Annotated in this window: 17 protein-coding genes; 2 read left to right on the forward strand and 15 right to left on the reverse strand. The window is 71.5% G+C overall.

All coding sequences use genetic code 11. The annotated features are described in order from the left end of the window. Positions 1–311 precede the first annotated feature (311 nt). The 5 genes from ACIP63_RS00705 to ACIP63_RS00725 form a co-directional block, all read right to left on the reverse strand. On the reverse strand, positions 312–1778 hold the full coding sequence (locus ACIP63_RS00705) for an alkaline phosphatase PhoX (RefSeq protein WP_401512216.1): 1467 nt from the start codon (positions 1776–1778) through the stop codon (positions 312–314). A gap of 240 nt (positions 1779–2018) precedes the next feature. Continuing rightward, complete coding sequence (locus ACIP63_RS00710) at positions 2019–4337, reverse strand: esterase-like activity of phytase family protein (RefSeq protein ID WP_401510132.1); 2319 nt, start codon at positions 4335–4337, stop codon at positions 2019–2021. Positions 4338–4495: 158 nt separating this feature from the next. Then, complete coding sequence (locus tag ACIP63_RS00715) at positions 4496–5968, reverse strand: hypothetical protein (RefSeq protein ID WP_401510134.1); 1473 nt, start codon at positions 5966–5968, stop codon at positions 4496–4498. 115 nt (positions 5969–6083) lie between these two features. Next, on the reverse strand, positions 6084–6788 hold the full coding sequence (locus ACIP63_RS00720) for an antibiotic biosynthesis monooxygenase (RefSeq protein ID WP_401510135.1): 705 nt from the start codon (positions 6786–6788) through the stop codon (positions 6084–6086). Between the two features lie 83 nt (positions 6789–6871). Beyond that, positions 6872–7261: a DUF4232 domain-containing protein gene (locus tag ACIP63_RS00725; RefSeq protein WP_401510137.1), complete on the reverse strand. Its 390-nt coding sequence runs from the start codon at positions 7259–7261 to the stop codon at positions 6872–6874. 445 nt (positions 7262–7706) lie between these two features. On the opposite strand from ACIP63_RS00725, the gene dapA reads away from it, so the two are divergent. Continuing rightward, the gene (gene dapA, locus ACIP63_RS00730) at positions 7707–8594 is read left to right on the forward strand and encodes a 4-hydroxy-tetrahydrodipicolinate synthase (protein WP_401510139.1); all 888 of its coding nucleotides are present in this window, start codon (positions 7707–7709) and stop codon (positions 8592–8594) included. Here the strand turns inward: dapA and dapD are convergent. The 4 genes from dapD to ACIP63_RS00750 all read right to left on the reverse strand — a co-directional run bounded on the left by dapD (position 8591) and on the right by ACIP63_RS00750 (position 12000). After that, positions 8591–9589, reverse strand: a complete 999-nt coding sequence (dapD, locus tag ACIP63_RS00735; protein ID WP_401510140.1) for a 2,3,4,5-tetrahydropyridine-2,6-dicarboxylate N-succinyltransferase — start codon at positions 9587–9589, stop codon at positions 8591–8593. The two genes, dapA and dapD, sit on opposite strands and share 4 nt — an antisense overlap. A 9-nt stretch (positions 9590–9598) precedes the next feature. After that, positions 9599–10876, reverse strand: a complete 1278-nt coding sequence (locus ACIP63_RS00740; protein WP_401510141.1) for an MFS transporter — start codon at positions 10874–10876, stop codon at positions 9599–9601. A 255-nt stretch (positions 10877–11131) separates the two neighbouring features. Further along, positions 11132–11680 (reverse strand): TetR/AcrR family transcriptional regulator, encoded by a 549-nt coding sequence (locus tag ACIP63_RS00745; RefSeq protein ID WP_401510143.1) that lies wholly within the window; start codon positions 11678–11680, stop codon positions 11132–11134. Continuing rightward, positions 11680–12000: a DMT family transporter gene (locus tag ACIP63_RS00750; protein ID WP_401510145.1), complete on the reverse strand. Its 321-nt coding sequence runs from the start codon at positions 11998–12000 to the stop codon at positions 11680–11682. The genes ACIP63_RS00745 and ACIP63_RS00750 overlap by 1 nt, the downstream gene beginning before the upstream one ends. A gap of 158 nt (positions 12001–12158) precedes the next feature. On the opposite strand from ACIP63_RS00750, the gene ACIP63_RS00755 reads away from it, so the two are divergent. Beyond that, positions 12159–13307, forward strand: coding sequence for a hypothetical protein (locus tag ACIP63_RS00755; RefSeq protein WP_401510146.1), 1149 nt, complete (start codon positions 12159–12161; stop codon positions 13305–13307). Between the two features lie 137 nt (positions 13308–13444). Here ACIP63_RS00755 and ACIP63_RS00760 read toward each other — a convergent pair whose 3' ends face one another. The 6 genes from ACIP63_RS00760 to sufD are packed head-to-tail and all read right to left on the reverse strand — an operon-like array spanning position 13445 to position 17824. Continuing rightward, complete coding sequence (locus ACIP63_RS00760; RefSeq protein WP_093539690.1) at positions 13445–13783, reverse strand: metal-sulfur cluster assembly factor; 339 nt, start codon at positions 13781–13783, stop codon at positions 13445–13447. Continuing rightward, positions 13780–14235, reverse strand: coding sequence for a Fe-S cluster assembly sulfur transfer protein SufU (sufU, locus tag ACIP63_RS00765; RefSeq protein WP_104789963.1), 456 nt, complete (start codon positions 14233–14235; stop codon positions 13780–13782). The genes ACIP63_RS00760 and sufU overlap by 4 nt, the downstream gene beginning before the upstream one ends. A gap of 26 nt (positions 14236–14261) precedes the next feature. Next, positions 14262–15530 (reverse strand): cysteine desulfurase, encoded by a 1269-nt coding sequence (locus ACIP63_RS00770; protein WP_401510148.1) that lies wholly within the window; start codon positions 15528–15530, stop codon positions 14262–14264. Further along, positions 15527–16318 (reverse strand): Fe-S cluster assembly ATPase SufC, encoded by a 792-nt coding sequence (gene sufC, locus ACIP63_RS00775; protein ID WP_401510149.1) that lies wholly within the window; start codon positions 16316–16318, stop codon positions 15527–15529. Before sufC ends, ACIP63_RS00770 begins: the two co-directional genes overlap by 4 nt. Before the next feature lie 7 nt (positions 16319–16325). Beyond that, positions 16326–16643: a bifunctional 3-phenylpropionate/cinnamic acid dioxygenase ferredoxin subunit gene (locus tag ACIP63_RS00780; RefSeq protein ID WP_018555702.1), complete on the reverse strand. Its 318-nt coding sequence runs from the start codon at positions 16641–16643 to the stop codon at positions 16326–16328. After that, complete coding sequence (gene sufD, locus ACIP63_RS00785) at positions 16643–17824, reverse strand: Fe-S cluster assembly protein SufD (RefSeq protein ID WP_401510151.1); 1182 nt, start codon at positions 17822–17824, stop codon at positions 16643–16645. Before sufD ends, ACIP63_RS00780 begins: the two co-directional genes overlap by 1 nt. Between the last annotated feature and the right edge of the window lie 8 nt (positions 17825–17832).

The raw sequence follows: 17832 nt of genomic DNA on the forward strand, positions 1-17832 counted from the left end.
GGCACGGCGAAGAAGGGGTGCCCGAGATCAGGAGTCGGCGACGGTGCCAGTCCGATGCTCTATCCGCTTGAGCTACCGGCCGAGGCCGGGCGGGACTCGAACCCGCAACCGTCAGATCCAAGAAGTATCCGTCGCCTGCGCACCGGGCACCCCGGCGCTTGTGCCTCCCGAGATCAGGACGGCCGCGGCGTGATTTCTGGAAAGGAAGTAGCCGCAGCCTTCGCACCGGGAGGTGCGTGGCCCTGACTCTATGAGGACGGCCGCGCGGCGCGCGAGGGGATTTTCCCCCACGCGCCGCACAGCCGGGTGTGTCAGCGCTTGTCCGGCTGGCGCTTCCACGGACCCGTGATGGCGAGCATGATGCCGGGGGTCTGGATGTTGGCGAACAGCGTCTTCCCGTCCGGGGAGAAGGTGACCCCGGCGATCTCGCTGTACGAGGGGTCGTCCTCCGTGCCGGCGTTGAGGTCGTTGCGCGCGATCGGGTACGTACGGCCGCTGTCGGTCGCGCCGAAGAGGTGCTGGATCCCGTTGCCGTCCTCGGAGATGACGATGCCGCCGTACGGGGACACGGTGATGTTGTCCGGGCCGTCGAAGGCGCCGTCCACGGACGGGTCGGCGTTGACGCCGAGAAGGACCTTGAGGGTGACCGTGCGGCGCTTGGGGTCGTAGAACCAGACCTGGCCGTCGTGGGCCACGGGGCTCTCGTCCCGGGCGAACGAGGAGACGAAGTAGGCGCCGCCGTCACCCCACCACATGCCCTCGAGCTTGCGGGCGCGGGTCACCTGGGTGTCGGTGAACTGCTTGCGCACGGAGACGGTCTTCGCGTCGCGGTCGGGTACGTCGACCCAGTCCACGCCGTAGACGGTGCCGATCTCCGTGGCGCGGGACAGGTCGTCGACGAACGCGCCCCTCTTGTCGTAGCACTTGGTGGCCTGGAGGACACCGGCGTCGTCGGCGAGGGTGCGCAGCTTCCCCCGGCCGTGCTTGAAGCCGTGCGGCGGGACCCAGCGGTAGAGCAGGCCGTTGGGGCCGGACGCGTCCTCGGTCAGGTAGGCGTGCCCCCGCTTCGGGTCGATGACGACGGCCTCGTGGGCGTACCGGCCGAACGCCTTGATGGGGCGCGGGTCGCGGTTGGCCCGCTTGTCGTACGGGTCGACCTCGAAGACGTAGCCGTGGTCCTTGAGCAGTCCGTTCCTGCCGGCCTTGTCCTCGGTCTCCTCGCAGGTGAGCCAGGTGCCCCACGCGGTGCTGCCACCCGCGCAGTTGGTCGACGTACCCGCGATGCCGACCCACTCGGCGGTGCGGCCGTCGCGACGGGTCTCCACGACGGTGCAGCCGCCGGCCGCGACCGGGTCGTAGACGAGGCCCTCGGTGAGCGGGACGGGGTACTTCCAGCCGGCCCGGGTGCCGCTCAGCTCGTGATTGTTGACCAGGAGGGTGACTCCGCGGGCGCCTTCGAAGGCGGCGGTGCCGTCGTGGTTGGAGGGGGTCGGCTCGCCGGTCTCCAGCTTGGTGACCCCGCTGTGGGTGATGACGCGGTACGAGAATCCGGCGGGCAGCGCGAGGATGCCCTTCGGGTCGTCGATCAGCGGGCCGTAGCCCAGCTCCTTGCCGTGCCCGTGGCCCTTGTCGTCGTCGCCGTGCCCATGGCCGTGCCGCGAGTCCTCGGCGGCCAGGGCGCCGGGGGCCGTGGCCAGTGCGCCGACGGCGCCGGTCAGGGCTATCCCCGCACCGGTGAGGGCGGACTGTCTGCTGAATTCCCTGCGGGTGATCGACATGGCGGGCTCCTGGTGCTGCGTGGCCGGGTGGGTTGGCTCGATCACGTTCCCTCCCCCGCACCAACTCCAGCTGAACACCGGCCGGCGTACGGGGGTCCTGTGTCCCAACCCGGTTCCCGTCCCAGGACAAATCAGCCCATCGGTGCGGTCGCGACCGGCCGCGCCTGGCAGCGCCTGGCCGGAAGACGCCGGTCCGCCGGCCGCCTCCGCCGCGGGACGGTGGAGGCGGCCGGCGGGTGGTCAGCCCCGGCCGAGGGCCTTGCGGGCGGTCCCGAGGTCGAGGAGGGCCGTCTCCCCCGTGGAGTCGCTCAGGCCGTCGTTGTCGGTGACGGCGTAGACGTGGCCGTTGCCCGCCACGGTGAGTCCTTCGAGCTTCTCCTGCGTCCAGCCCTTCGTGGCCCGCAGGTCGGGCAGCACGTCGTGGGCGAGGGTCTTGGGCAGGACGGTGGGCGTGCCCTCCGGGGCCGCGGTCCTCGGCAGGCCGACCGTGTAGATCCTCTTGACCTCGGCAGCGGGGCCGTTCAGCTTGTCGCGTTCGATGACGGCGAGCCTGTTCCCCACCACGGTGATCTCGGAGAGGCCGATCCAGTCGCCGGGCGTGGTGGTGGTGCCGGGCCGGTAGCCGTACCAGCTCCAGGTGCCCGCCCGGACGTCGTAACGGCCGAGCCGGACCACGCCGGCCGGGTCGGTGGAGACCTGGCGCTGGAGGGCCGCCCAGACGATCTCGCGGCCGTCGCGGTCCGTGGTGGCGGTGACGCCTTCGAAGCCCTGCGAGCCGAGGCCCTGGGCGACGTCGGACGGGAGTGAAACGATCTGCCGGGTGACGCCGTGGCGGTCCAGGCGCACCAGCTGGTTGCCGGCGCCCGTGCTGCCCTCGACGGCCAGCCAGAAGCCGCCCTGCGGGCGGGCGTGGATGCCTTCGGCGTCGTAACCGACGGGCTCGCCGGCGGCGTCCTTGACGGTCAGCTCGCGCGTGATGACGGCCGGTTCGCGGTCCGCGTCGATCGTGAGGACACGGGTCGTGGAGTACGCGGCGTCGGTGACGGTGTACAGCTCGTCGGGGCGGCCCGGCACGGCCGACAGTGCGCCGAGCGCGCCCCAGCCGATGGGGGTACCCGTGGAGTCCGGGCCCGAGACGAGCGAGGGGTAGGAGGGCGTCCCCCTGCCCAGCTCGAACAGGCTCACCGAGGCGCGCACCCCGGCCTCGGCGTCGTCCTCCTCGCTGGAGACCGCGAGCAGTCCGCGTGAGGGGATCGGCAGCAGGCCCTCGGGGCCGTTGGTGGCCGGCAGCACCTGCTCGAAGACCGGCCGGGTGGGCCTGCTGACGTCGTAGACGGCGACGAAGTTGCTGCGCTCGGAGCCCACGAAGGCGTAGCGCACCCCGTCGTAGGTGGCGACGGCCAGCCCTTCGGGCTCGGTGCCCTTGTTCTCGGAGCGGTCCTCGTTCAGCAGGCCGTAGCGCGCCGCGATGTGCTCGAAGCTGTTGCCGGCGTCCCAGGCCACCTTGCCGGTACGGCTGTCGAAGACGGTCCAGCCGCGGGTTCCGCCCTTCCAGTCGCCCTCGTTGGCGGTGGCCAGGTAGCGGTCGTCGATCCAGCCGAGGGCGTCCGGTTCGCGTGGCACGTCGGTGATGGACCCGGTCTGGTCGATGACGCCGTCCTCGGCGGTGTCGATGCCGTCGACGGAGGCCGTGCCGGCGCTGAACGCCTTGGTGAGGCGCCCCGACGCGAGGTCGATCATGACGACGCCGTTGTTCTCCTGCAGGGTCACGGCGAGCTGACCCCGGCTGTTGACGGAGACGTACTCCGGCTCCGGGTCGGTGGGTTCGGTGATTCCGGCGGCCGTGAGTGCGGGCAGCGCGGAGCCGTCCGCCCGGGTCAGCGGCACCGCGCGGGTGGTCCACCGGGTGGGCGAGGAACCCTTGAGGTCGACGATCCGGACGAACCCCGCGGGTGCCTGCGGGAGGTCGCCCTCCTCGCCGCCGGGCGGGGTGGCGTCCTCGTCGCGCTCGTTCTCGATGGCGACGGCGGCGTACCGCTCGTCCTTGCTGATCGCGATCGAGTCGGGCTGGCCGCCCAGGTCGTGACTGGCCACCCGCTCGCGGGTGGCCAGCGATATGACGTCCAGGCGTCCGGACGGTTGGCTGTAGCTCGCGCTGGTGTTCACGACGACGAGGACGTACCGGCCGACCACCGACACCGAGGTGGGCTCGTCCTCGGCGTCGCCCAGTTCGGCCAGGGAGAGCGTGCCCAGCCCCTCGGGCCGGCCGGCGTCGCTGATGTCGAGGAAGCCGATCCGCTTGGCTGCGGCGTCCGTGTAGACGAGTGTGCGGCCGTCCTCGCTGGTCGCGGAGATCTCGGCGACGGCCCGGTCCGCGGCGTCCTCCCCGGCCGGCCGGTTCTGGAAGACGGGGTAGGTGGCGGCGCGTTCGAAGGCCAGCGGCTCCCGTCCGCGGTCTCCGCCGTGCGTCTGACCCGCGTTCGCCACACCTGCGCCCGCCAGGGTGCCCGCGGTCACGGCCAGGACCGCGAGTGCGGCACAGGTTCTCTTCGGGAGCATCGTTCCTCCGGTTCGGTCCACTGAGGAACCGGATGCTCGCAGCCGTGAACCATGGCCGATGGGCGGCTCGGTGAACGGACGGCGAAGATCAGGCACACCGCCGGAGACCGACGGGCCGCGGCAGCCCTTCCGCCGCGGCCGTGCCCCGTACCCGCGCGTCAGCTCTGCTGCCGCGACCGCGCCTTGTACGCCGCCTTGCGGGCGGCTTTCGCGGCGCCGCGGTCGCTGTGGAGGCGGCCCATCGTCTCCAGGACCTCGGCGGTCGCCGGGTGCTCCACCCGCCATGCCTCGTCGAAGAAGCCGCTGTGCTGGCCGGAGAGCCCCTCGACCAGCTCCTGGAGCTCGTCCAGGTCGCCGTCGGCGTCCAGTTGGGCGGCGATCGTGTCCACGGCCAGCCAGAAGATCATCGACTCCGGGGGCGCCGGCACGTCCGCCGCTCCGCTCTCCGCGAGCCAGACCCGCGCCAGACCGCCGAGCTCGGGATCACCGAGCACCGCGCGCACAGCGGGCTCGGCCTGCGGGCCGACCAGGGCGAGGGCCTGCTGGCAGTGGAGCCTGCGCAGCGGTGCCCGCCGGTCGGCGCCGCGTGCAGCGTCCAGGAGCTCCACCGCGGCGGCCTCCGCCCCCTCGGCTCCGCGCCTTCCGAGCCAGAGACCGACCTCGGTGCGCGCGGCCTCCTCGGGGTAGTACGCGATGCCGTCGAGGAGGGCGTCGGCCCCCTTGTCGGCGAGGTCACCGACGGCGGGGGCGTCCACCCCGGCCTCCAGCATCCGCTCCCGGATGCCGTAGAGGCCGAGCGGCGTCAGCTTCACCATGCCGTAGCGGGTGACGTCCTCGTCGTCGGCGGGCGGCGTCGCCTCTTCGCCCTCCTCGGTCAGCAACGTCTCGTCCACCGGCCGGTATTCGACGATCCCGATGGGTTCGAGGACCCGGAACTGGTCGTCCAGCCGCATCATCGCCTCGGACACCTGCTCCAGGACGTCGTCGGTGGGCTCCCCCATGTCGTCGGGCACCACCACGGAGGCGGCGAGGGCCGGCAGCGGCACGGGGCCGTCGGCGGGACCGGCCTCCGAGAGGGTCAGCAGGTAGAGGTTGCCGAGCACCCCGTCGAGGAACTCGGTCTCCTCCTCCGGGTCCCAGTCCAGGGCGTCGAAGTCGACGCTGCCGTCCTCACCGATGAGATCGGCGAAGTCGTCGAAGGCCGGGGCGGTGGCGTCCGCGTGCACGGCCTCCAGCCCGTCGAGCCAGATCGCGAGGACGTCCTGCGGGGATCCGGAGGTCAGCAGCGCGAGGTTCTCGCCGGCCGTGACGGTGCCCTCCGCCTCGCCCTCCCCGGTCCCGTCTGCGTCCTGGGGGTCCTCGAAGTCGACGAGCCCGGTGTCGACGGCGAGGCGCCACGCCTCGCTGGCGTAGGCGGCGCCGTCCTCGTCGTCGCCCAGCCCCAGGTGCTGTGCGGCCTCGGGCAGCTGCGCCTCGACGAGTTCACCACCGGCGCCGACCCGGGTCTCCGGCCCCGCCCAGCGGGCGAGGCGGACGGCGCGGGCGAGCAGCGGAGCGGCCAGCGCGTCCCGTGCCAGCTCGGCCTCGGTGTGCAGCCGCACCGGCGGCAGGGAGGGGCGCTCTGCGGACATCAGGGGGTTCTCCTCGGGGCGTGCGCGGGCTGTGTGCGAGGGGCCGGCCCGGTGTGTTCGGGGCCTTGGCCGCCCCCCAGCGTAGACGCATTTCGTCCCGAGCCGCCCGGTTCTCCTACAGGCCGGACGCGAGGCTGAGCGCGGGTGTGTAGCGGCGGACGGTACTGCGCTTCAGACCGGGGTGGTTCTGGACCCGGTGCCACTGCGGTGTCGTCGATCCGACCCCGCCGCCCGAGGCGGCGAGCGCGTCGATGTGGGCCTGTGCGCTCTCCCACTCGGCGTAGTTGAGCACCCGAGTCCCGTCCGTACCGACGTGGAAGTGCGCGGAGATGCCGCCGGGCGCCGGCGTCGGATCGGACTCCAGCGCCTCGAACACCGCATCCACCCAGTCACGTTGGCGGGCCGGGTCCGGCCCGTCGAACTCGATGTCCACGATCACGACGCAGCCCGGCTTCCGGGGGTCCTGCTTCACCCCCGAGCGGTACAGCTCGAACGCGCGCAGCCCGAGCCGCTCGATGCCGGGTACGGCCGCGTCGATCTCGGCGAGGCGCTCGTCCCGGCCCGTGCGGGCGAATTCCCGGTGGACGGACTCCTCGGTCCACTGCGAGTGGTGGAGCAGCGTCTTCCCGTCCTCCCCGGTGAGCACGGTGTACGAGAGAAGTCCGGGGTGCGGCCACTCGCGAGCCGCCCAGGCGGCGCGGATGGCCTCGACCGTGAGGCGCTGCCTTTCGGGGGTACCGACGTCCCAGGTGCTGACCTTGACGGTCCCCGCGTCGGAACGGGTCATTTCGGGACGGGAGTTGAACTGCACGGCGGGCATGGCGTGATCCTCCCCGGCACACCCTCGCGGCGCGCCTTCGATCACCACCCTCATACGTCAAGCGCGCTTGAGGTCAAGGCCGGTCATCCGGCCGTCCCCGTACGCCAGGCCGTGGTGTTCAGCTCGTCCATCAGGCGTATGTCGTGCCCCTCCAGCGGAAAGACGCGGGCCCCGGCGTCCGGGGCGGCGGCGATCTCCAGGGCGTCGCCCTCGATGAGGTCGCCGCCCTCCTTGGTGGAGACCCAGGACAGGGTCGATGTGACGCTCGCTCCGGGCTTCAGCACGCCCTCCTGCGGCCCTTCGTCGTTGCCGGACATCGATCCGCCCGCGTTCACGGGTACGGGGATGCGTTCGCCTTCGTCGCCCAGAGCGCGGACGGCGGGGTAGCCGTGGACGCGGTAGGGCAGCTTCCCGCAGTTGGTGAGCGTGAGGATGACGGCGCGGTGGAACAACGCCGTCTGTACGGGGCCCATCTCCACGACCACTCCGGAGGCGGGGCAGCCGGCTGCCGACGCCGCGGGGGAGGTCGCGCCCTGGGCCGGCGCCTCCGTCGCGGCCCCGGCGCCCGTCGTGGCCCCGGCGCCCGGGGCAGGCGGGGCGTCCGTCGTGGCCCGGCGCCCGGGGCAGGCGGGGCGTCCGTCGGCCGCGTCGTGTCGGTGTGGCTCGGCGAGGGGCCCGGCTCCCCCTCGCCCGCGGGGACGAGGAAGCCGGCACAGCCGGACAGCGTCAGCGTGGCCGCCGTGAGCACGGCGGCCGAGATCGTTCTCCGTACGCGCATACCGTGGCCCATCCCCCGAACGGTCCGTCGCAACCGCGTTCGATCATGCCGGACGCCACCTCCACCGTTCAGCGTCTCTTGCCCTTCACCCCAAGCAGAACTAAGTGGACCCGCACGCACCGGAAGCCGAGACTGCGGAGATGACATCCCACACGGCCAGGCCCTTCGGCCGCGCCCTCTGCGCCATGATCACCCCGTTCACCGCCGCAGGTGACCTGGACCTGGACGCCGCCCGCCGGCACGCCGCCGGCCTCGTCGCGGACGGCTGCGACGGCCTCGTGCTCAGCGGCACCACCGGCGAGTCACCGACGACGACGGACGAGGAGAAGACCGCGCTGCTGCGCGCCGTCCGGGAGGCGGTCGGCGACGCCGTCCCGCTCGTCGCGGGCGTGGGCAGCTCCGACACCCGGCACACGGTCCGGCTGGCACGGGAGGCCGAGGCCGCGGGCGCCGACGGGCTGCTGGTGGTGACCCCGTACTACAGCCGCCCCCCGCAGGCCGCCGTGGAGGCGCACTTCCTCCGGGTCGCGGAGGCGACGGGCATCGGGCTGATGCTGTACGACATCCCGGGCCGCACCGGCACGAGGATCGAACCGGCGACACTGCTCCGTCTGGCCGGGCACCCGCGCGTCGTGGCGGTCAAGGACTGTTCGTACGACCTGCTCGCGGCTGCCAAGGTGATGGGGCGGACCTCGCTGGCCTACTACTCGGGGTGCGAGGAGCTGAACCTCCCGCTGTACGCGCTCGGCGGGGCCGGCTATGTGAGTACGGTCGCCAACGCGGCCCCGCGTCAGATGCGGGCCGTGCTGGACGCGTTCGACGCCGGCGACACCGCGGAGGCGGCCCGGCTCAACGGGCTCACCGCCCCGCTGATCGAGGCCATGATGGCCGCCGGCCTGCCCGGCACGGTCACGGCGAAGGCACTGCTGGGCGCGGGCCCGGTCCGCGAACCGCTGCAGCCCGCCGGCCGCGAGGCGGTCGACGGGCTGCGCGGGGTGTACGAGGAACTCCTCGCCGCTACGGACTAGTCGTTGCTGTGCAGTACGTCGTTGAGCCCGTCCCAGACCGCGTTGTTCGGGCGGGCCTCGACGGCACCGGTGACCGAGTTGCGACGGAAGAGGATGTTCGAGGCGCCGGAGAGCTCGCGGGCCTTGACGACCTGGCCGTCGGGCATCGTCACCCGGGTGCCTGCCGTGACGTACAGCCCGGCCTCGACGACGCACTCGTCGCCGAGCGCGATCCCGATGCCCGCCTCGGCGCCGATCAGGCAGCGCTGCCCGATGGCGATGCGCTCCTTGCCGCCGCCGGACAGCGTCCCCATGGTGGACGCGCCGCCGCCGATGTCGGAGCCGTCGCCGACGACGACGCCCGCGGAGATGCGGCCCTCGACCATGGAGGTGCCGAGGGTGCCCGCGTTGAAGTTCACGAAGCCCTCGTGCATCACGGTCGTGCCGGAGGCCAGGTGGGCCCCGAGCCGCACCCGGTCGGCGTCGGCGATCCGCACGCCCTTGGGCGCGACGTAGTCCGTCATCCGGGGGAACTTGTCCACCGAGGTGACCTGGAGGTGCAGGCCCTCGGCGCGGGCGTTGAGCCGGACCTTCTCCAGGTCGTCGACGGCGACCGGGCCGAGCGAGGTCCAGGCGACGTTGGCGAGGAAGCCGAAGATGCCGTCGAGGTTCTGCCCATGGGGCTGCACGAGACGGTGCGAGAGCAGGTGCAGCCGCAGATAGGTGTCGTGCGCGTCGAGCGGCTTGTCGTCCAGTGAGGAGATGACCGTGGACACGGCGACGATCTCCACGCCGCGGCGCGCGTCCACGCCGATGGCCTTGGCCGCTCCGTCGCCGAGACGGTTCACCGCCTCCTCGGGGCTCAGGCGCTGCGTCCCGGCCGGGCCGGGCTCCGCGGCGAGCTCGGGGGCGGGGAACCAGGTGTCGAGGACGGTGCCGTCACCGGCGATGGTGGCGAGGCCGGCGGCGACGGCGCCGGTGGTGCGGGCGGAGCCCTGGGAAGTCGTGTCGGTCATGAACAGAACCTAACCGTCGGAGCCCCGCGCGGGCGAACCGGTCTCAGCTGCCGGAGCGTGTTCGCCCGGAGGAACGGGGCGTCCGGATCCCGCACCGCTCGTCACCCGCGGCCCGGACGGGGGTTCGCGCAGCCGCCGCGCCGCCAGCACGGCAACCCCCGCACCACACGCGAGGGCCGCGCAGAGGGGCCAGAGCAGGGAGGGCGCGGCGGTGTACAGCGCGCCGCCCAGGGGCGGGGCGACGACCTGGCCGCTGATCGAGGCGCCGGCGTACAGGCTCTGGAACCGGCCCTGCGCGTGGAGCGGCGCCTGGTCGGCGACGTAGGCGGTTGCCGTCGTCTTGTAGAGGATCTCGCCCAGGGTCAGCGACACCATCATCGAGACGGCGAAGAGGGCACCCGCACCGGGGATCAGCACCGCGTAGCCGAGTCCGACGAGGAGCAGCCCGGTCCCGACGACGGTCAGCGGCGCCCGGCGGCGCAGGGCGTGCGCGGCGGGAAGTTCGAGGCAGAGGATGACGCCCCCGTTGACCGCGATCAGCCAGCCGTAGAACTGGGTGCCGTAGCCGTGGTCGGCGAGGAAGACGGGGAGGGTGGAGTACTGCTGACGGTAGACGAGGTCCACGCAGACGATCGCGGCGAGCAGGACCAGCACCGCGGGCCTGGCCCGGAGTTCGCGCCAGAGGCCCGGCGCGTGCGGATCGTGCGTGCGCAGGGTGTGCGCGGTGCCGTGGGACGGCAGGATCGCGGCGGCGTACCCGGCGAAGAGCAGGGTGCCCAGCCCGTCCGCGAGGAAGAGCCAGTCGTACGAGGACGCGGCGGCGATCAGCGCGCCGAGCGGTGGCCCGACGGTGAAGCCTCCGTTGGAGGCGAAGCGGGTGAGGGCGAAGCTCTGGCGGCGCCCTCCGGCGGGGACGGAGACCGCGACGAGCGCCGCGTTGGCCGCGCGGACGACCCCCGAGGCGTACTGGGCCAGCGGCAGCACCGCGTACAGGGCGGCCAGGGGCAGCAGGGGGAGGGCGACGAGCGCGGCGCCGCTCACACAGGCGCCGGTCAGAAGCATCCGCCGGTGGCCGTACCGGTCCCCGAACCAGCCGCCGGTGAGGTTCCCCGCGACCAGGCCGATCCCGCCGAAGCCGCTGATCACACCCGCCTGGGCGACGGAGAGGCCGCGCGGTCCGGTGAGGTACACGAAGAGATAGACGAAGGTGAAGCTGACGAGGGCGTTGAGGAAGGCGCCGAACGCCAGGAGCCGCACCGTTCTCGGTACGCCGCGCAGCATGCCCATCCCGCCCCCCAGGCAGTGAGTTCCTTTTGGGAACGGACTATGGCAGCCCGGGATCCGCAGGTCAACCGAGCGGGGCGCGCACAGCTGCCGGCACCGGTCGCACTCCGGCAACGGAGCGCGACCCGGGCACCGGAAGAAGAGGAGGCGACGACGAGGGCCGCGGAGGGGCCCGGAGAAGCGGCACGGGTACGGGGGTTGGCGGCCACCCGGCTGCCGGAGCCGGCGGCCGTCCGGCGGGGCACCGCCCGACCGGCGTCAGCGGCCCGCCCCGTCCACGACCCTGGCCAGCATCTCCCTGGTGTACTCCGCGTCGAAGTCACCGCCGGTGAGCAGTACCTGGAGGCTGATCCCGTCCAGCAGGGCCGTGAGCGCCCGCGCGGTGGCCCGGTCGGTGCGGTCGGCGATCAGGACGGCCAGTGCGTCGGCCCACTCGGCGGCGACCGGCCGCAGAGCGGGCCGACGGAGGGCCGCGAGGTACAGCTCGTACTCCAGAGCCAGCGGCCCGCGCCCCGCGGCGAACCACTCCCCCAGCAGCCGGGTCAGCTCGTCGGCGAGCGGAACCCCGGGGTCGGAGAAGTACGGACTCTCCCGCACCGTCCGGGCGAAGCTCTCGTTGCACCGGCGCAGGGCGGCGACCAGCAGTTCGTCGAGCGAAGCGAAGTGATACGTCGTCGAGCCGAGCGGCACGTCGGCCTCGGCCGCCACGGTGCGGTGGCTGAGCCCGCCGATGCCCCGGTCCGCGACGACGCGGATGGCCGCGTCGATGATGCGCTCACGCCGCTCGGGGTCGTACCGCCGGACCATCAGTGGGCTCCTCCGAGATTGAGGACGACGACCCCCGCGACGACCAGAGCGATGCCCGTCAGCTTGACGAGTCCGGCGGACTCGCCCATCCAGAGGATGCCGATGGCGGCGACGGCCGCGGTGCCCGTCCCCGCCCAGATGGCATAGGCGGTGCCGATCGACAGCGTCTTGAGGGTCTGGGCCAGCAGCGTGAAGGCCAGGACATAGCCGACGACGGTGATGAGCGAGGGCCACAGCCTGGTGAACCCCTCGCTGTATTTCATGGCCGTAGTTCCGGCCACCTCCGCCGCTATGGCCGCGGCCAGCATTCCGTATCCCATGCGTACAAGCGTATGCAACGTTGCGTACGGCCGTACACAAGAACCGTGCACCCGTATCGTGACCGGCCAGGAAGGGATTCGGGCCCACCCCGGGACGCTACGGTGTCCGCACCGGTAGGACCGGATGACAACCGGACGATACGAGCAACGGAGCAGTGGTGGCGCAGGACGCAGGGTGGGGCGGGGGCGCCTACGGGGGCGCGGCGTACGGCGGAAGTCCCTACGGGGGGCCGCCGGGATGGGGCGGCTGGGTGCCACCGCCGAAGCCGGGGGTCATACCGCTCGCGCCGCTGAAGCTGGGGGACGTGCTGGGCGGGGCGTTCTCGACGATGGGCAGGTACTGGAAGCAGCTGTTCGGCATGGCCGCCGCGCTGTACGGCGGGGCCGCGCTCCTGATGGCGGCGGCGGTGGCCGTCGCCTACTCCGCCGTCGCCGACCACCTGGAACGGGTGGTCTCCCTCGACTACGACGAGGGAGCGTCGTCCTCGGACATCGTGCCGCTCGTGACGGCCGGCTGCCTCCTCGCCTTGCTGGGCATCGTCACCATGGCGGTCGTCTCCGGCCTGATGTACGCGGCGGTCCCGGCCGTACTACAGGAGGCGGTCCTGGGCAGGCCCGTGGCCTTCTCGACGGTGTGGCAGAGGGCCTGGGCCCATGTCGCCCCCGTGATCGGGGCCCTGATCCTCACCGCCCTGGTCGCGATGGTGCCCGTGCTGCTGGTCATGGCGGTCTTCATCGGGGTGATCATCAGCCTGGTCACGATGGACAGTGGCGGCGGCACCGCCACCGCCATCACGCTGGGCGTCGTCGGGGTCCTGATCACCGGGCCGCTGGCGGCCTGGATCTGGATAAAGGTGAGCCTGGCGCCCGCAGCCGTGGTCTTCGAGGGCCGGGGACCCGTCGCCGCACTGCGCCGCTCCTCCCAGCTGGTGCGGGGCGACTGGTGGCGGATCTTCGGCATCACCCTGCTGGCCGGCGTGATAGCGGGCGCGGCCGGCTATGTCATCCAGATGCCTTTCTCGGTCCTCGGCCTCTTCCCCGGCATGATCGGGACGGCGTCGCTGGAGGACGACCCGAGCCCCGCGGCGGTGATGGTCGCGATGAGCGGTTACCTGGTCGCGACCCTGCTGGGGCAGCTCGTGAGCCAGATCATCTCGACGACGTTCCCCCAGCTGGTGACCGGCCTGCTCTACGTCGACCGGCGGATGCGGACCGAGAACCTGGGCCCCGTCCTGGCCGAGGCCGCCGGCGTCCCCGCGCAGGGGCCGGTGCCTCCGCCGTACGGGGGCGGCGCCCCGCAGTGGTGACCCGGCCGGACGTCAGCCGTTCGACAGCGCGGAGCGGCATCTGCCGAGGGAGTGGCTGAACCGCCTGGCCACGGAGGGCTGAGCACGGACGGAAGGCCCCCGGCACAGTGCCGGGGGCCTTCCGTGGACGTCATGGCTCAGACGTTGAAACCGAGCGCGCGAAGCTGCTCGCGACCGTCATCGGTGATCTTGTCGGGACCCCACGGCGGCATCCAGACCCAGTTGATCCGGAGCTCGTTGACGATGCCGTCCGTCGCGGACTTCGCCTGGTCCTCGATGACGTCGGTCAGCGGACAGGCCGCCGACGTCAAGGTCATGTCGAGGGTGGCGATGTTGGCGTCGTCGATGTGGATGCCGTAGATCAGGCCCAGGTTGACCACGTCGATCCCCAGCTCGGGGTCGACCACGTCGTACAGGGCCTCGCGGACCTCCTCCTCGGAGGCCGGCTTGGTCGTAAGAGTCTCGTTGTCGCTCATGCCGTCTTCCCTTCGGACAGCGCCTGCGCCGTCGCGTCCTTCCACGCCATCCAGCTCAGCAGCGCGCACTTGACCCGGGCCGGATACTTGGAGACGCCGGCGAACGCGACCGCGTCCTCCAGCACCTCCTCCATCGCGTCGTCCGGCTCCAGCTGACCCTTGGACTGCATCAGTTCCAGGAAGGTCTCCTGGATCTTCTGCGCCTCGCCGAGCTGCTTGCCCACCAGTAGCTCGTTGAGCACGGAGGCGCTGGCCTGGCTGATGGAGCAGCCCTGGCCCTCGTAACTGACGTCGGCGATGGTGTCGCCGTCGTACTTCACGCGGAGCGTGATCTCGTCGCCGCACGTCGGGTTGACGTGGTGCACCTCGGCGTCGCCGTCCCGCAGGCCACGCCCGTGGGGGTGCTTGTAGTGGTCCAGGATCACTTCCTGGTACATGGAATCAAGCTTCACCAGTCAACCCTCAGCCGCTCTGCCATCTAACCGAAAAAGTTCCGCACGTGCTCGAGCCCGTCCACCAGGGCGTCGACCTCGGCGGGCGTGGAGTACAGATAGAACGACGCTCGCGTCGTCGCAGGAATTCCGTACCTCAGGCACACCGGGCGTGCGCAGTGGTGCCCGACCCGGACCGCGATGCCCTGCTCGTCGAGCACCTGCCCCACGTCGTGGGGGTGGATGTCGCCGAGCGTGAAGGAGATCGTCGCACCGCGGTCCTCGGCCGTCGCCGGGCCGATGATCCGCAGGTCGGGGACCTCCAGGAGCCGGCGCACCGCGTACTCGGTGATGGCCTGCTCATGGCGGTGGATCTTCTCCATGCCGATGGCCGAGAGGTAGTCCACGGCCGCGCCGAGGCCGACGGCCTGCGCGATCGGGGGCGTACCCGCCTCGAACTTGTGCGGCGCGGGGGCGTACGTCGAGGAGTGCATCGACACGGTCTCGATCATCTCGCCGCCACCGAGGAACGGCGGCAGGTCCTCCAGGAGCTCCTGCCGTCCCCAGAGCACGCCGATGCCGGTCGGGCCGACCATCTTGTGGCCGGTGAAGGCCACGAAGTCGGCCTGGAGCGCCTGCACGTCGAGCACCATGTGCGGGGCCGCCTGCGAGGCGTCGATGCAGACCAGCGCGCCGACCTGCTGGGCGCGGCGGATGATCTTCTCGACCGGGTTGATCGTGCCCATGATGTTGGAGACCAGCGTGAAGGAGACGATCTTCGTCTTCTCCGTGATGATCTCGTCGATGTTCGACAGGTCCAGCCGGCCGTCGTCCGTGATGCCGAACCACTTGAGCTTCGCGCCGGTGCGCTGCGAGAGCAGCTGCCACGGCACGATGTTGGAGTGGTGCTCCATCTCGGTGGTGACGATCTCGGTGTCGCTGTCGACCCGGTAGGGCTCGTCCGCCCAGCCGAGCATGTTGGCGACCAGGTTCAGCGACTCCGAGGCGTTCTTGGTGAAGATCACCTCGTTGCGGCTGGGTGCGTTGATGAAGGCCGCGACCTTGTCGCGAGCGCCCTCGTACAGCGCGGTGGCCTCCTCGGCGATCGTGTACACGCCGCGGTGGACGTTGGCGTTGTGCCGCTCGTAGTACTCGTTGAGCGCGTCGAGCACCTGGCGCGGCTTCTGCGAGGTCGCCGCGCTGTCCAGGTAAACGATCTTCTTGCCGTCGTGGACCGTGCGGTCCAGGATCGGGAAGTCCTTGCGGATCGCCTCGGTGTCGAGGAGGCCGGAGAGCCCCTGTCGGGCGTCAGTCACGCGACCGTACCTCCTGAGTTCGCTCCGCTCACGGGGCCACCCTTGGTGTATGCCTCGTAGCCCTCGTTCTCCAGCTGGTCGGCCAGCTCGGCACCGCCGGAGGCGGCGATCCGGCCGTTGGCGAAGACATGCACGTAGTCGGGCTTGATGTACTTGAGGATGCGTGTGTAGTGCGTGATCAGCAGGGTGCCGACCTCGCCGGTCTCGCGCACACGGTTGACGCCCTCGGAGACTGTCTTCAGCGCGTCGACGTCCAGACCGGAGTCGGTCTCGTCGAGGATCGCGATCTTCGGCTTGAGGAGCTCCAGCTGAAGGATCTCGTGGCGCTTCTTCTCACCGCCGGAGAAGCCCTCGTTGACGTTGCGCTCGGCGAAGGCCGGGTCCATCTGGAGCTGGGCCATCGTCTCCTTGACCTCCTTCACCCACGTCCGCAGCTTGGGGGCCTCACCGCGGACGGCGGTGGCGGAGGTGCGCAGGAAGTTGGAGACCGAGACACCGGGGATCTCGACCGGGTACTGCATGGCGAGGAACAGGCCGGCGCGGGCCCGCTCGTCCACGGACATCTCCAGGACGTCCTCGCCGTCCAGGGTCACCGTGCCACTCGTGATCGTGTACTTGGGGTGACCCGCGAGCGAGTACGCGAGGGTGGACTTGCCGGACCCGTTCGGGCCCATGATGGCGTGGGTCTCGCCCTGCTTCACGGTCAGGTCGACGCCCTTGAGGATCTCCTTCGTGGCGTTGTCGGCCTCGACGGAGACGTGCAGGTCGCGGATTTCAAGCGTTGCCATGGGTGACTCAGGACTCCTGGGTGACGGAGACGAGCACATCGTCCCCTTCGATCTTTACGGGGTATACGGGGACGGGGCGCGTCGCGGGAAGACCGGACGGCTTGCCGGTGCGGAGGTCGAAGCTCGATCCGTGCAGCCAGCACTCGATCGAGCAGTCCTCCACCTCGCCCTCCGAGAGCGAGACGTTCGCGTGCGAGCAGATGTCGTTGATCGCGAACACCTCGCCCTCGGTGCGGACGACGGAGACCGGCGTGCCGTCGAGCTCCACCCTCTTCGGGGTGTCGTCCTCCAGCTCGCTCAGCGCACAGGCTTTGACGAAGGCCATCAGACCGACGCCTTCAGCTCGGTCTCGATCTTGTCGAGGAGACGGGCTTCGACGTCGGGCAGACCGATCTGCTGGACCAGCTCGGCGAAGAAGCCGCGCACGACGAGTCGGCGGGCCTCCTCGGCCGGGATACCACGGGACTGCAGGTAGAACAGCTGCTCGTCGTCGAAGCGGCCGGTCGCCGAGGCGTGGCCGGCGCCGACGATCTCGCCGGTCTCGATCTCCAGGTTCGGTACGGAGTCGACACGGGCGCCGTCGGTCAGAACCAGGTTGCGGTTCATCTCGTAGGTGTCGGTGCCCTCGGCCGCGGCCTGGATGAGCACGTCACCGATCCAGACGGCGTGGGCGCCGTCGCCCTGGAGCGCGCCCTTGTACACCGCGTTGGACTTGCAGTGCGGCGTGTTGTGGTCGACCAGGAGTCGGTGCTCCTGGTGCTGGCCCTTGTCGGTGAAGTACAGGCCGAAGAGCTCGGCCTCGCCGCCCGGGGCCGCGTACGCGACGCGCGGGTGGAGACGGACGAGGTCCCCGCCGAACGTCACGACGATCGACTTGAAGGAGGCGTCGCGGCCGACCAGCGCGTTGTGCTGGCCGACGTGCACGGCCGTGTCGTCCCAGTCCTGGACGGACACGACGGTCAGCTTGGCGCCGTCGCCCAGGACGTATTCGACGTTGGCCGCGAGCACGGCGTCGCCGGTGTGGTCGATGACGACGACGGCCTCGGCGAAGGCGCCCAGCTCGATGACCTGGTGGCCGTAGGCCACGCCGCCCTCGCCGTGCACGGTGATCCGGACCGGCTCGCTGAGCACGGCCTCCTTGGCGACCGTGACGACCGAGGCCTGCTGGAAGGACGAGTACGCCTGGGCGGCGACCCGGTCCACCGGCGTCCCGGCCCTGCCGAGCCGCGCGTCGTCGCGGCCGACGGTCTCGACCGTGACGCCCGAGGGCGCCTCGACGACGACCTTGACACCGTCACCGGTGGCGACGGCGGTGCCGTCGTGCAGGCCGCGCAGACGCTCCAGCGGCGTGAACCGCCACTCCTCCTCGCGGCCGTGCGGGACCGGGAAGTCCGCGACGTCGAAGGACGGGGGCGCGCTCATGCGCGTGGCGACGGTGGACTCGGCCGCCACCGCGATGGAACCGGCGGTCGTCGAACCGGCCGGGATGTTCTGAGCCTCAGCCATGGCTGTCG

The sequence above is a fragment of the Streptomyces sp. NPDC088746 genome, assembly GCF_044751065.1.
Classification (GTDB): Bacteria; Actinomycetota; Actinomycetes; order Streptomycetales; family Streptomycetaceae; genus Streptomyces.